The sequence below is a fragment of the Eikenella halliae genome (assembly GCF_001648475.1).
Lineage (GTDB): Bacteria > Pseudomonadota > Gammaproteobacteria > Burkholderiales > Neisseriaceae > Eikenella > Eikenella halliae.
In genome coordinates, this window is sequence record NZ_LXSQ01000002.1 from 54,066 (window position 1) to 67,685 (window position 13,620).

12 protein-coding genes and 1 pseudogene are annotated in these 13,620 nt (G+C 58.5%); 12 read left to right on the forward strand and 1 reads right to left on the reverse strand.

The annotated features are described in order from the left end of the window. Positions 1–18: 18 nt before the first annotated feature. From mraY to ftsZ, 12 genes are all read left to right on the forward strand, one after another. Positions 19–1,101, forward strand: coding sequence for a phospho-N-acetylmuramoyl-pentapeptide-transferase (mraY, locus tag A7Q00_RS00540; RefSeq protein WP_064088707.1), 1,083 nt, complete (start codon positions 19–21; stop codon positions 1,099–1,101). A 109-nt stretch (positions 1,102–1,210) separates the two neighbouring features. Continuing rightward, the gene (locus A7Q00_RS00545; protein ID WP_081253442.1) at positions 1,211–1,513 is read left to right on the forward strand and encodes a hypothetical protein; all 303 of its coding nucleotides are present in this window, start codon (positions 1,211–1,213) and stop codon (positions 1,511–1,513) included. 96 nt (positions 1,514–1,609) lie between these two features. Beyond that, entirely contained in the window at positions 1,610–2,953 is a 1,344-nt protein-coding gene (gene murD, locus A7Q00_RS00550) for a UDP-N-acetylmuramoyl-L-alanine--D-glutamate ligase (protein ID WP_064088723.1), read from the forward strand. Positions 2,954–3,035: 82 nt separating this feature from the next. After that, the gene (gene ftsW / locus A7Q00_RS00555) at positions 3,036–4,190 is read left to right on the forward strand and encodes a putative lipid II flippase FtsW (protein ID WP_064088708.1); all 1,155 of its coding nucleotides are present in this window, start codon (positions 3,036–3,038) and stop codon (positions 4,188–4,190) included. A gap of 10 nt (positions 4,191–4,200) precedes the next feature. Further along, positions 4,201–5,271, forward strand: a complete 1,071-nt coding sequence (gene murG / locus A7Q00_RS00560) for an undecaprenyldiphospho-muramoylpentapeptide beta-N-acetylglucosaminyltransferase (protein WP_064088709.1) — start codon at positions 4,201–4,203, stop codon at positions 5,269–5,271. 152 nt (positions 5,272–5,423) lie between these two features. After that, positions 5,424–6,821 (forward strand): UDP-N-acetylmuramate--L-alanine ligase, encoded by a 1,398-nt coding sequence (gene murC / locus A7Q00_RS00565; RefSeq protein ID WP_064088710.1) that lies wholly within the window; start codon positions 5,424–5,426, stop codon positions 6,819–6,821. Next, positions 6,814–7,860 (forward strand): hypothetical protein, encoded by a 1,047-nt coding sequence (locus A7Q00_RS00570; RefSeq protein ID WP_064088711.1) that lies wholly within the window; start codon positions 6,814–6,816, stop codon positions 7,858–7,860. Before murC ends, A7Q00_RS00570 begins: the two co-directional genes overlap by 8 nt. A 3-nt stretch (positions 7,861–7,863) precedes the next feature. Then, positions 7,864–8,910: a hypothetical protein gene (locus A7Q00_RS00575; RefSeq protein WP_064088712.1), complete on the forward strand. Its 1,047-nt coding sequence runs from the start codon at positions 7,864–7,866 to the stop codon at positions 8,908–8,910. Positions 8,911–8,983: 73 nt separating this feature from the next. Continuing rightward, entirely contained in the window at positions 8,984–9,904 is a 921-nt protein-coding gene (locus A7Q00_RS00580) for a D-alanine--D-alanine ligase (protein WP_064088713.1), read from the forward strand. Further along, positions 9,888–10,646, forward strand: coding sequence for a cell division protein FtsQ/DivIB (locus A7Q00_RS00585; protein WP_064088714.1), 759 nt, complete (start codon positions 9,888–9,890; stop codon positions 10,644–10,646). Before A7Q00_RS00580 ends, A7Q00_RS00585 begins: the two co-directional genes overlap by 17 nt. Positions 10,647–10,774: 128 nt before the next feature. After that, positions 10,775–12,016, forward strand: coding sequence for a cell division protein FtsA (gene ftsA / locus A7Q00_RS00590; protein WP_064088715.1), 1,242 nt, complete (start codon positions 10,775–10,777; stop codon positions 12,014–12,016). Between the two features lie 99 nt (positions 12,017–12,115). After that, a complete protein-coding gene (gene ftsZ / locus A7Q00_RS00595; protein ID WP_064088716.1) occupies positions 12,116–13,288 on the forward strand; it encodes a cell division protein FtsZ in 1,173 nt (390 codons plus the stop codon). Between the two features lie 24 nt (positions 13,289–13,312). Here ftsZ and A7Q00_RS00600 read toward each other — a convergent pair. After that, positions 13,313–13,620 (reverse strand): annotated as a pseudogene (locus tag A7Q00_RS00600) (IS630 family transposase); the annotation flags it as partial.

A 13,620-nucleotide genomic window follows, 5' to 3' on the forward strand; every position in this document is an offset into this window, starting at 1 on the left:
ATGATTTAAGGAAGTTTTATGCTTTTATGGTTGGCCAAACTCAGCAACTGGATTTCGGCGCTGAACATTTTTCAATACACCACTTTCCGCGCGGTAATGGCGGCGCTCACGGCGCTGGCGTTCAGCCTGATGCTGGGGCCGTGGACGATTCGCAAACTCACCGAGCTGAAAGCCGGGCAGGCCATCCGCAGCGATGGGCCGAAAACCCATTTGGCCAAGGCGGGCACGCCCACCATGGGCGGGGTGTTGATTTTGGTGTCGATTACGGTGTCCACGCTGTTGTGGGGCAATGTGTCGCACCCGTATATCTGGATTCTGCTCGGCGTGCTGCTGGGTACGGGCGCGCTGGGCTTCTACGACGACTGGCGCAAGGTGGTGTATAAAGACCCGCACGGCGTGTCGGCCAAATTCAAGATGGTGTGGCAGAGCAGCGTGGCGCTGGCGGCAGGGGTGCTGCTGTTTTATGTGGCGAGCAATTCGGCGAACAATATTTTAATCGTGCCGTTTTTTAAGCAGGTGGCGCTGCCTTTGGGCGTAGTGGGTTTTGTGGTGTTGTCGTATTTCACCATCGTGGGCACGTCCAATGCGGTCAACCTCACCGACGGCTTGGACGGCCTGGCGGCTTTCCCGGTGGTGTTGGTGGCCGGCGGGATGGCGGTGTTTGCCTATGCCACGGGGCACTGGCAGTTTGCACGCTATCTGCAGCTGCCCTTCGTGCCGGGGGCGAACGAGGTGATGGTGTTCTGCGCGGCCATGTGCGGTGCGTGTTTGGGCTTTTTATGGTTCAATGCGGCACCGGCACAGGTGTTTATGGGCGACGTGGGCGCGTTGGCGCTGGGCGCGGCGCTGGGTACGGTGGCAGTAATCGTGCGCCAGGAATTTGTGCTGGTGATTATGGGCGGGCTGTTTGTGGTGGAAGCTTTGTCGGTGATGCTGCAGGTGGGCTGGTATAAGAGAACCAAAAAACGCATCTTCCTGATGGCGCCGATCCACCACCATTTCGAGCAGAAGGGCTGGAAGGAAACGCAGGTGGTGGTGCGCTTCTGGATCATCACCATCGTGCTGGTGCTGGTGGGCTTGAGCACATTGAAAATTCGTTAAACGGTTTTCAGGTAGCCTCATCCGGCTCAAGAGAGGCTACCTGAAAGCGGGCACGGTAGGCTTCCGTGAAGCCGAAATCTATTGCAACCCAATTTAAAGAACCTAGGTTATGCTGCTACACATGTTGATTTTGCTGGCCTTTGCCAAAATGCAGGATTTCGCTGAGGATTCCTATGCTTGGCAATGGGCGCTGGCTTTTGCCGTTGTAACTTTTTTATTCGGCCTGTTTGGCGGCCCCCTGATTGCGGCAGCTATTTCCGCTGTGATTTGGGGCCTGTATTCATGGGGCTATTTCGCCCTGCTGCGGCAGATGGCAGACAGTTTGATTTTGTGGCTGATGGTATGCATCGGCGGGATTATGCTGCCGTGGCTGCTGCTGATGAAGCTGCTGGCTAATACAGCCGCGCAGTAAAGGCTACCTGAAAGTGCAGGCTGCAACGCAGTCAAAATGAGCGAAGCCAAAACTGAGAAAGCAGCCGCCACAAAACCGGGCGGCATGGAGAATAGAATGAAAAGCGAATGGCAAAACCAAAAAATCCTTGTGGCCGGGATGGGCGGCAGCGGCATTTCCATGCTGGCTTTCCTGCGCCGCAAAGGCGCGGCGGCAGATGCTTATGATGCCGACTTCCCCGCTGCCAAACAGGCTGAACTGCAACAGCGTTTCCCCGGCCTGGCCTGCCACACAGGCTACCTGAAAAACGCATTGGCCGAAGGTTTCGACATTCTTGCCCTTAGCCCCGGCGTCAGCGAGCGCACGCCCGAAATCGAAGCCTTCAAACAGGCCGGCGGCCGTGTGCTGGGCGATGTGGAAATCTTGGCGCACGAGCTTTCCGGCAAGCGCGACAAAATCATCGCTATCACCGGCAGCAACGGCAAAACCACCGTAACCAGCCTGGTCGGCCATTTGTGCCGCGAATGCGGGCTGGATACCGTGGTGGCCGGCAATATCGGTACGCCCGTGCTCGAAGCTTATGAAGGCCGGCAGGAGCAGAGCGCCGACGTGTGGGTACTCGAACTCTCCAGTTTCCAGCTGGAAAACACCGACCATTTAAACGCCGCCGCCGCCGCCGTGCTCAATATTTCCGAAGACCACCTCAACCGCTACGACGACCTGCTCGACTACGCCCACGCCAAAGACAAAATCTTCCGCGGCAGCGGTGTGCAGGTGATCAATGCCGACGATGCGCTGTGCCGCGCCATGAAACGCAGCGGCCGCGAAGTGCGCCGCTTTTCGCTGCAGCAGGAAACCGATTATTGGTTTGACGCCGCATCAGGCTACCTGAAACACGGCGCGGAAACGCTGATTGCCGCCGCCGACATTCCGCTGCAAGGCCTGCACAACGCCGCCAACGTGCTGGCCGCGCTGGCTTTGTGCGAAGCCGTCGGCCTGCCGCGCGAGCAGCTGCTGCGCCATGTGCGCACCTTCAAAGGCCTGCCGCACCGCGTGGAAAAAATCGGCGAGAAAAACGGCGTGGTGTTTATCGACGACAGCAAAGGCACCAATGTGGGCGCCACCGAAGCCGCCATCGCCGGCCTGCAAAGCCCGCTGTTCCTGATTGCCGGCGGGCAGGGCAAAGGGCAGGATTTCACCCCGTTGAAAAACGTGCTGCCCGGCAAAGCCCGTGCCGTGCTGCTCATCGGCGAAGACGCACCGCAAATCCGCCACGACCTGGCCGGCTGCGGCGTGGAGATGATGGATTGCGCCACCCTGCAGGAAGCCGTGCAAACCGCCTACCGTCTGGCCGAACCCGGCGACATCGTGCTGCTCAGCCCCGCCTGCGCCAGCTTCGATATGTTTAAAGGCTATGCGCACCGCTCGCAGGTGTTCATTGAGGCGTTTGAGGCCTTGTGATGTTTTCAGGTAGCCTCTGCCCAAGCCGAAAGGCTACCTGAAACCTTGTTCTATTGATTTTTGAAGTAACTTGAAGTACCCGATGATTACCGAATCCAAACTCCTCGACCGCAAAATCCTGCGCCACGGCCACACCATCGATCAATCGCTGCTGTGGCTGGTGGTGCTGATGCTGGGCTTCAGCCTGGTGATGGTGTATTCCGCCTCGGTGGCCTTTGCCGGGCAGGGCGGCGGCAATAAATGGGCGTTCCTTATCCGCCAGGCGGCCTATATCGCCGTGGGCGGCGGGGCGGCTTGGGTGGCGTTCCGGGTGCCGATGCGCACTTGGCAGAAGTATTCGATGGTGCTGCTGGTGATCAGCCTGCTAATGTTGATTGCGGTGCTGCTAGTGGGGCGCGATGTGAACGGCGCGCGGCGTTGGATTCCTTTGGGCGTGGCCAATTTGCAGCCGAGCGAATTTTTCAAGCTGGCGGTGATTCTTTATCTGTCCGGCTTTTTCATGCGCCGCGCCGAAGTGTTGCAGCATTTGAAGAAAGTGTGCTGGGTGGCGCTGCCGGTGGGCTGCGGGCTGGGGCTGATTATGCTGCAGCCGGATTTCGGCTCGTTTGTGGTGGTGTCGGTGATCAGCGTGGGCTTGTTGTTTTTGGTGGGGCTGCCGTTTCGCTGGTTTATCGTGGTGGTGCTGGCCGGCTTGAGCGGCATGGTAACGCTGGTGCTTATTTCGCCCTACCGCATGGCGCGTGTTACCGCCTTCCTCGACCCGTGGGCCGACCCGCTGGGCAGCGGCTACCAGCTCACTCATGCGCTGATGGCCATCGGGCGCGGCGGCTGGACGGGTGTGGGTTTGGGCGCTGGGTTGGAAAAACGCTTCTACCTGCCTGAAGCGCATACCGATTTCATCACCGCCGTGATCGGTGAGGAATTCGGCTTTCTCGGCATGATGCTGCTCACTGCCTGCTATTTGTGGCTGGTGTGGCGGTCGTTTTCCATCGGTAAAATGGCGCGCGATTTGGAGCAGTTTTTCGGTGCGTTTGTGGCCAGCGGCGTGGGCATCTGGCTGGGTATTCAGAGCTTTTTCAATATCGGCGTGAACATCGGCCTGTTGCCCACCAAGGGGCTGACCCTGCCGTTGATTTCTTTCGGCGGCTCGGCGCTGGTGGCTATGCTGATAGCCGTGGCGCTGCTGCTGCGGGTGGATTATGAAAACCGGCGCAAAATGCGCGGTTTTGAAGTGTGAGGAGCCGAATATGGGTGTGAAAACCTTTTTGCTGATGGCCGGCGGCACCGGCGGGCATATTTTCCCCGCGCTGGCAGTGGCCGCCGCGCTGCGCGAACGCGGGCACAAGGTGGTGTGGCTGGGTAGCGAGGACGCGATGGAAACGCGCATCGTGCCGCAGCACGGCATTGAAATCGAAACCCTGGCCATCAAAGGGGTGCGCGGCAACGGCCTCAAACGCAAGCTGATGCTGCCGTTCACGCTGTGGCACACCATCCGTGCGGCGCGGCGCATCATCCGCCAGCATCAGGTAGACTGCGCCATCGGCTTTGGCGGCTTCGTGACCGTGCCCGGCGGGGTGGCGGCCAAGCTGTGCGGCGTGCCGCTGGTGATTCACGAGCAAAATGCCGTGGCCGGGCTTTCCAACCGGATTTTGGCCAAATTGGCCAGCCGGGTGTTGTATGCCTTCCCCAAGGCGTTTAGCGATGAAAACGGGCTGGTGGGCAATCCCGTGCGCGCCGATATTGCCGCGCTGCCCGCGCCCGAAGAGCGGTTTGCTGAGCGTTCAGGTAGCCTGAAGCTGCTGGTTACCGGCGGCAGCTTGGGTGCGGATATTCTCAACCGCCTGCTGCCCGAAGCGCTGGCCTTGCTGCCTGCCGAGCAACGCCCCCAAGTGCGCCACCAAAGCGGGCGCGGCAAGCTGGAAGGCTTGCGCCAGCGTTATGATGAAGCCGGCGTGCAGGCCGAATGCAGCGAGTTTATTGACGATATGGCGGCGGCCTACGGTGCGGCGGATTTGGTAGTGTGCCGCTCCGGCGCGCTTACCATTGCCGAGCTGGCGGCGGCAGGCGTGGGCGCCTTGCTCGTGCCTTACCCCTATGCGGTGGATGACCACCAAACTGCCAACGCCCGCTTCGTGGCCACCGGCGAGGCCGGGCTGCTTTTGCCGCAGAGCGAATTGACTGCCGAGAAACTGGCTTCGGTGCTGGGCGGCCTCAACCGCGACACTTGCCGCCAATGGGCGCAAAACGCCCGCCAAATGGCCAAACCGGATAGTGCGGTTAAGGTGGCGGAAGCTGCGCTGGCAGCAGTGGGCGGATGATTGGTGTGAGGCTACCTGAAAAGCGGTTTTGAAGTTTCAGGTAGCCTCAATAGCAGTATCGGCTTTTCCCGCTTGTGTTGTATCGAAAAATGTTTATCCGCTATACAATAACGGTTTTGTCTGCAAAGGCTGCTTGGGAAGCAGTGATAACTATGAAGCAACGAGTAAAACGCATCCATTTCGTCGGCATCGGCGGCTCTGGCATGTGCGGCCTGGCCGAGGTGCTGTATAAAGAATTCGACGTATCCGGCTCGGATCAGGCACAAAGCGCGGTAACGCGCCAGCTGGCCGATATGGGCATCAAGGTGTTCCACGGCCATGCGGCAGAGCATATCGAAGGCGTGGACGTGGTGGTTACCTCCACCGCCATCAAGCCGGATAATCCGGAAGTGTTGGCCGCCCGCGAGGCAGGCATTCCGGTGATTCCGCGCGCCATGATGCTGGCGGAAATTATGCGCTTCGGCCAGGGCATCGCCATTGCCGGCACGCACGGCAAAACCACCACCACCAGCCTCACTGCCTCCATTCTCACCGCCGCCGGCCTCGATCCGACTTTCGTTATCGGCGGCAAGCTCACCGCTGCGGGCACCAACGCCAAGCTCGGCGGCGGGCAGTATATTGTGGCCGAGGCCGACGAATCGGACGCCTCTTTCCTGTATCTCACGCCCGTGATTACCGTGGTGACCAATATCGACACCGACCACATGGACACCTACGACCACAGCGTGGACAAGCTGCATCAGGCCTTTGTGGAGTTTGTACACCGTATGCCGTTCTACGGCAAGGCGTTTTTGTGTATCGACAGCGAACATGTGCGCGCCATCCTGCCGCACATCAAAAAACCTTTCGCCACCTACGGCTTAGACGAAACCGCCGATATTTATGCCGACAATGTGCACAGCGAAGGCGCTCAGATGTGCTTTACCGTGCACCTGAACAAACGCCCGATTGCGCCGTTTGAAGTGCGGCTGAATGCGCCGGGGCGGCACAATGTGCTCAACGCGCTGGCGGCCATCGGCGTAGCGCTGGAGTGCGGCGCGGACGTGGAAGCCATCCAGCGCGGCCTGGCCGGATTCGGCGGCGTGGGGCGGCGCTTCCAGAGCTACGGCGAAATCAAGCTGCCACAAGGCGGCAGCGCCTTGGTGGTCGATGATTACGGCCACCATCCGGTGGAAATGGCCGCTACGCTCGCCGCCGCCCGCGGCGCCTATCCCGAACGCCGACTGGTGCTGGCATTCCAGCCGCACCGCTATACCCGCACCCGCGATTTGTTTGAAGACTTCGTTCGCGTGCTGAACACCGCCGATGCAGTAGTGCTCACCGATGTATACGCCGCCGGTGAAGAGCCGATTGTGGCCGCCGACAGCCGTGCGCTCACCCGCGCCCTGCGCGTGGTCGGCAAGCTGGAGCCGATTTACTGCGCCGACGTGGCCGATATGCCCGCCACTCTGCTCAATATGCTGCAAGACGGCGATTTGCTGCTGAATATGGGTGCGGGCAGCATCAACAAAGTGCCGCAGGCCCTGCGGGATTTGGCAGCGAATGGATGATTTCCTGAAACGCCGCCGGGAGGCGCGGCAGCGCGCTGCCGTTTTTTGGCAGAGCTGGCAGTGGGAGCGCCCTTGGCAGGCGGGCGGCGGCGTGGCGCTGGTGAACAGCGGCAACTACCTGCTGCATCATTATTTCCCCGGCGTGTTTTTGCAGGCCGTTTCGGATGATGCTGTTGATGCCGGTTCGAAATTTCAGGTAGCCTTCAGCAGCGGCGGCAGGCTGGATCCGATGGCCGACGCGGTGTTGCTGGCCGAAGCCGCGCCGCCGGGTTTGCCTTTCGGTGTGCAGGCGCTGCTGCGGCGCTGCCCGGCTGCCGAACTGCCGCAGCGTACGGCGGGTTTTGGTCAAACGCAGCTTTGCGGCAGCCAGTTTCAGGTAGCCTGTTCGCCCGGCAACGACGGCTTGGTGCATTTGCAGGTGTTTGTGAACGATAATCCCGCCGGCACGGATGCCGACGACCGACGCCTGGCGGTGTGGTTGTTTTTGGCGCAGGCCTTGGGGCAGTGGGATTTGAACGTGAAAACCGGCTATGTGGAGCTGGTGGAACAGCCGCCGCAGGGCGCACTGCCGTTGGCCGAATTGCCCGAGGCTTTCGACAGACTGTGGCGCGCCCGGATGGGGCACAACGGCGTGTATCCGGGCGGCGAGGCCGAGTTCCGCGTGTATGGTGCGGAAAACGACGATGGCGAACCGGCCAGGATTTTGGTGCGCAACGAGTCGGCCGCTTCGCTGCTGGGGCGTGCCGATTTGGCCTGGTGCCTGAGCGTGCGCTGCGAAGTGTACGACGACATGAGCCAGGCTCTGGCGCGGGAATTGGCGCAGGAGTTTTCCGGCTGCGTCGGGCAGCATGAGCAAGGTATTCTCACCGCCATGCTGGCCGATGCGGAAAAAGGCGAGTACACCGCCTTTGCCATGGTGGCCGAGCCGGAGGGATTGTGGGAAAAAGTGCGGGAAATCACCGCACGCTACGAGCGGCTGGATGCGCGGGCAGACTGCGTGTTTGACCCCTCATGGCGGCATTACCGCCTGCAAGGATAAAAGATGACGAAATCAGATACCAACGAAGCCGCAGGCCGGCACAGCCTGAGGGAATGGCAAGATAACGCCCATTGTTTCTGGACGGTGTGGCGGCGCGAAGAAGCGCGGCTCGCGGCATTGGAAGACCCGGTGGCCTTCGTTACCGAGGCCAACAACTTGCTGCACGAATACTGCCCCGGTGTGGTGGTGGAGTTGGAAGGGCCGCCGGTAGATGGTGCACTGGTGTTCAGCGCCAACGGCGATTTGGAACACTTCCCGCAAGTGCTGGCGCTGATTGCCACGGCGGCGGAATCCACCGAGCGTTCGGTGCTGTGTTTCCGCCAACGGCTGGGCTCGCCGGAGCAGTTTGCCATCCGCATGGGCGGCGTGGAAATGCAGGCGGCGGATATTTTGGTGCGCTGCGAAGAATGGCGCGGCCTGCCTGCGCTGGATGTGGCTTTTGCCAAACCGCCCAAGGCAGAAGATTTGGACACCGCACAGCGGCTGGCGCTGATTATGCTCGACCATGTGTTGGGCGAGTGGGATGCGGTGGTGAAAGTGGGTACGCTGGATTTTGTGGATACTGTGCCGCCGGAAGCCGTGCCGCTGCACAGGCTACCTGAAAAATTAGACGAAGTCTGGAAAGCCCTGGGGCGCGATGCGCTCTATCCCGAGCCGGAATGGCAATATACCGCCTATCAGCGCGATGAAGACGAAGAAAACGAACAAGATGCCCTGGTGCTGCTGCGCAATGAATCGGCCAACGGCCTGCTGGGTCGGGCGGATATGGGCTGGTGCGTTTCCGTGCGCTGCGAAATCAACGGCGAAGACGCGCTGATGGCGGCCTACCGGCTGCAAGACGAATTCGACGCTGAAGCCTGCCACCAGCAGCAAGGCATCGGCACAATTGCCGTAACCAACCTCACGCGGGGCGAGCGCACCATATTTGCCGCCACCGGCGAGCCGGAGCGCCTCATGGCAAAAGCGCAGGCACTGTGCGGGCAGTTTGCCGAACTTAAGCCGCAGGCCGCGTGCGAATACGACCCGAGTTGGCGGCATTACCGGTTTTAAGTTTTCAGGTAGCCTTTCAGACGGGCGTTTGATGGGGCTACCTGAAAGTAGAAGCAAGAAAGAAGCAAAGCAAATGAATAAGCAGTTTGGCAAAGTGGCCGTATTGAACGGCGGATTTTCCAGCGAGCGCGAAGTGTCGCTCGACAGCGGCGCGGCCGTATTGGCCGCCTTGCGGAGCCGGGGCATCGATGCCCACCGGTTCGACCCGAAAGAGCAAGACATCCTGCAACTGAAAGCGCAGGGTTTTCAGGTAGCCTTCAATGTGCTGCACGGCACTTATGGTGAAGATGGCACCGTGCAGGCGCTGCTCGATTCCATCGGCATCCCCTACACCGGCTGCGGCATGGCTGCCTCTGCGCTGGGTATGGACAAATACCGCTGCAAATTGATTTGGCAGGCGCTCGGCCTGCCCGTGCCCGATTTCGCCGTGCTGCACGATGATACCGATTTTGCCGCCGTGGAAGCCGAGCTCGGCCTGCCGATGTTTGTGAAGCCTGCCGCCGAAGGCAGCAGCGTGGGCGTGGTGAAAGTAAAACAGCCCGGCGAACTGCCGAAAGTGTACCGCGAGCTGCGCGAACGCCATCTGCACGGCGAAATCATCGCTGAACGCTTTATCGACGGCGGCGAATACACCTGCGCCGTGCTCGGCCAACAAGCGCTGCCCAGCATCCGCATCATCCCCGCCACCGAGTTTTACGACTACGACGCCAAGTATTTCCGTGACGACACGGTATACCAATGCCCCAGCGATTTGGATGTGGCGGGCGAGGCCGAAATCCGCCGCCTGGCCAAAGCCGGTTTTGAAGCCATCGGCGGGCGCGGCTGGGGCAGGGTGGATTTTCTGCGCAGCCAGAGCGGGAAGCTTTATTTGTTGGAAATCAACACCGTGCCTGGTATGACCAGCCACAGCCTGGTGCCGAAAGCTGCCGCGCAAACCGGCTTGGATTTTGCCGATTTATGCGTTGAAGTATTGAGCCATGCGACTTTGGGATAACGCCGGCGCACTCAAACGCATCAACAGCAGCCTTTATCTTTTGGCTGCTGTCGGCCTGATTGCGGCAGCAGTGATGTGGATGATGAATTCGCCGTATTTTCCGGTGAAACTGGTGAAAATCGACGGCGACTTGCACCGCTTAAGCGCCACCCAGCTGCAACAAACCGCTCAACGCCACATCCGCGGCAATATATTCAAGGCCGATTTGAACGAAGCACGGCAGGCGTTTGAAACGCTGCCTTGGGTGGCCAAGGTGGAGGTGCGCCGAATCTGGCCGGATACGGTGCAAATCCGGGTGGAAGAGCGGCAGCCTGTGGCGCGCTGGGAAGGCGGTGGGCTGGTGGATAGCGAAGGCAAAGGCTTTGATGCGCCCACCGACGAAAATTTCCCCGTATTTGCAGGCACGCCGGGAATGCGTAAAATGATGGTGGAGGAATTTATTGAGTTCCAAGCCATCTTGGCGCCGACTAACCTGAAAATCAGCCGCATGGACTACAGTTCGCGCTCCTCCCGGGAGCTGACTTTAGAAAACGGCATCCGGCTGCATCTGGGTCGTGCTGATGCGCAAGATCGCCTGCGCCGCTTTGTGCGGGCATGGCATGAAATCTTGCAAGAACGCGCAGCCGACGTACAATACGTAGATTTGCGCTATAAAGACGGCTTTGCCGTGCGCTACAAACAGGGCGCGGCAAATGAAGACAACAACAGCAAGCAACAACCGCAATCAGGCGGGCATGACTGAAGCAATTATTTTCTACAAGACGGCGAGCCGTAGATGGTATGCACATACAAAAAGCGGGTTAACGCAGTAGAAAAGAAATAAGTGTTTTAGCGATAAACAACCATTTCAACAATAAGCGAGACAGAGTTATGTCAAACAACAAACAACTGGTGGGCGCACTGGACATAGGTACCTCGAAAACCATCGTTTTGATCGGCGAAGTGCAAGACGACGACAAAGAAATTCACATCATCGGTTTTGGCCAAGCGCCGTCACACGGCTTGAAAGCCGGTATGGTAACCAATATCGATGCCACCGCCCAAGCCATTACCCAAGCTATGGAAGAAGCCCAGTTGATGGCCGATTGCCAAATCGGCAGCGTGGTAACCGGCATTGCCGGCAACCATATCCGCAGCATGAATTCGCAAGGTGTGGTGAAAATCAAGGAAGGCGAAGTCACGCAGGCCGACATCGACCGCGCCATCGAAACCGCTAAAGCCGTCAATATCCCGCCGGATCACCAGATTCTGCACACCGTAGTGCAGGAATACATTATTGATAACCAGCCCGGCGTGCGCGAGCCCATCGGCATGAGCGGCGTGCGGCTGGATACGCGCATTCATATCGTAACCGGTGCGGTTACTGCCATGCAGAACATTCAAAAATGTATAGAACGCTGCGGCCTGCACATCGACAACATGATTCTGCAGCCCTTGGCCAGCGGCCGTGCTGTACTGACTGAAGATGAGAAAGAACTGGGCGTGTGCGTCATCGATATCGGCGGCGGCACGACCGATATCGCCGTGTACACCAACGGCGCCATCCGCCACACCGCCGTCATTCCGGTGGCGGGCGACCTGATTACCCGCGATTTGGCGCAAGCCCTGCGTACCCCTTACAACGCCGCCGAATACATCAAAATCAACCATGGCGTGGCCTTGGCTACCGGCGATGGCTTGGATGAAATGATTGAAGTGCCCAGCGTGGGCGACCGCAGCCCGCGCCAGATTTCACGCCGTGTGTTGGCCAGCGTTATCGGCCCGCGCGTGGAAGAAATTTTGGAGCTGACCCGCAATGAACTGCACCGCTCCGGTTTCCCCGAAGAAGTGCTCACATCCGGCGTGGTGCTCACCGGCGGTGCATCTTTGCTTTCCGGCGTGGTGGAACTGGCTGAAGACGTGTTCAATCTGCCTGCCCGTGTCGGTGTGCCGAAGGAAATGGGCGGTTTGTCGGAACGCATCCGCAACCCGCGCTACGCTACCGCCATCGGCCTTCTGCAAACCGCTGCCGAATACAGCAGCCAGCATGGCAATCATAATATCGTGCGGCAGGCTGCCGAGGGTGATTCTGTTTTCTACCGCCTCAAAGAGTGGCTGAGAAACAATTTCTAAGCTTTTTGCTTATTCTTGCACACAAAATCTGTTCAAACCTTTATAATACGGGCGATTTTAGTTTTCAGGTAGCCTTCTGGGGCGCAAAAGGAGTGTTAAATGCAGTTGGTTTATGATGTTGTCGAATCCGCAGCCAGTCCGGCGGTCATTAAAGTTATTGGTATTGGCGGCGGTGGCTGTAATGCCATTAACAATATGATAGACAACACAGTTCAAGGTGTTGAGTTTATCAGTGCCAACACCGATGCCCAGTCTTTGCAGGGCAGTAAAGCGCCTAAACGTATCCAGTTGGGTACTAATTTGACCAAAGGTTTGGGTGCCGGCGCCAATCCGGAAACTGGCCGCAATGCCGCTCTGGAAGACCGTGAAACCATCGCCGATGCCATTCAAGGCGCCAATATGCTGTTCATTACCACCGGTATGGGTGGCGGCACAGGCACCGGCGCTGCTCCGGTAGTGGCTGAGATTGCCCGTGAGCTGGGTATCCTGACCGTGGCTGTGGTGACCCGCCCGTTCGAGCACGAGGGCAAGCGTATCCAGATTGCCAAAGACGGCTTGGAAACCCTGAAAAACCAAGTAGATTCGCTCATCGTTATCCCGAACGATAAGCTGATGACCGCCCTGGGCGAAGATGTGACCGTACGCCAGGCATTCCGTGCCGCCGACAACGTGTTGCGCAATGCCGTGGCCGGCATTGCCGAAGTGATTACCTGCCCCGGTATGATCAACTTGGACTTTGCCGACGTACGCAATGTAATGGGCATCATGGGCATGGCCATGATGGGTTCTGGTTTCGCACAAGGTATCGACCGTGCCCGTTTGGCTACCGAGCAGGCAATTGCCAGCCCGTTGCTGGACAACGTAACGCTGGAAGGCGCACGTGGTGTGTTGGTGAACATCACTACCGCCCCTGATGGCCTGACCATGAAAGAATACAAAGAAATCATGTCGGTAGTGAGCGAGTATGCTCACCCTGATGCCGAATTGAAATACGGTACAGCTGAAGATGCTGCCATGCAGGAAGGCGAAATCCGCGTTACCATCATTGCCACCGGCCTGAAAGAGCAAGGCGACAACAGCCAGAGCAGCAACCTGCGTATGGTGAAATCTGCCCAAGCTACCGGAACAGACGGCGGATTCCCGGAAATCGACAGCGTTATCCGCTCCGGCCGTACTGCCCGTACCATGAATTTGGCTGCTTCTGATTTTGCCAACCAATCTGTGTTGGATGATTTTGAAATTCCGGCAGTAATCCGCCGCCAGGCCGATTAAGCCAGTTTGATTCTCAATGTATAGTCAATTAAAATCAAAATAGGACAGTAACGCATCGTCAAATCGGGCGTAATCAGACAATACGGTTCGAAGATACCGCTTAATATTCGCCCACACCTTCTCAATCGGATTGAGCTCAGGTGAATAGGGTGCAAGAGGCAATACCTTATGTCCCAATTTTTCCGCCATTTCCCGTAAGACACCTATACGGTGAAATCGTGCATTATCTAAAATAATCACCGATTTTTGAGTCAATGCGGGCAGTAGGCATTGCTGAAACCACGCTTCAAAAAAGACTCCGGTCATCGTATTTTGATAAACCATCGGAGCAA

Excerpts from the sequence above, each read along its gene's own strand:
- murC (WP_064088710.1), top strand. The coding sequence starts at position 5,424 with ATGAAGCAACGAGTAAAACGCATCCATTTCGTCGGCATCGGCGGCTCT.
- A7Q00_RS00570 (WP_064088711.1), top strand. The coding sequence starts at position 6,814 with ATGGATGATTTCCTGAAACGCCGCCGGGAGGCGCGGCAGCGCGCTGCC.
- A7Q00_RS00545 (WP_081253442.1), top strand. The coding sequence starts at position 1,211 with ATGCTGCTACACATGTTGATTTTGCTGGCCTTTGCCAAAATGCAGGAT.
- murG (WP_064088709.1), top strand. The coding sequence starts at position 4,201 with ATGGGTGTGAAAACCTTTTTGCTGATGGCCGGCGGCACCGGCGGGCAT.
- ftsW (WP_064088708.1), top strand. The coding sequence starts at position 3,036 with ATGATTACCGAATCCAAACTCCTCGACCGCAAAATCCTGCGCCACGGC.
- A7Q00_RS00580 (WP_064088713.1), top strand. The coding sequence starts at position 8,984 with ATGAATAAGCAGTTTGGCAAAGTGGCCGTATTGAACGGCGGATTTTCC.
- murD (WP_064088723.1), top strand. The coding sequence starts at position 1,610 with ATGAAAAGCGAATGGCAAAACCAAAAAATCCTTGTGGCCGGGATGGGC.
- ftsA (WP_064088715.1), top strand. The coding sequence starts at position 10,775 with ATGTCAAACAACAAACAACTGGTGGGCGCACTGGACATAGGTACCTCG.
- ftsZ (WP_064088716.1), top strand. The coding sequence starts at position 12,116 with ATGCAGTTGGTTTATGATGTTGTCGAATCCGCAGCCAGTCCGGCGGTC.
- A7Q00_RS00575 (WP_064088712.1), top strand. The coding sequence starts at position 7,864 with ATGACGAAATCAGATACCAACGAAGCCGCAGGCCGGCACAGCCTGAGG.
- mraY (WP_064088707.1), top strand. The coding sequence starts at position 19 with ATGCTTTTATGGTTGGCCAAACTCAGCAACTGGATTTCGGCGCTGAAC.
- A7Q00_RS00585 (WP_064088714.1), top strand. The coding sequence starts at position 9,888 with ATGCGACTTTGGGATAACGCCGGCGCACTCAAACGCATCAACAGCAGC.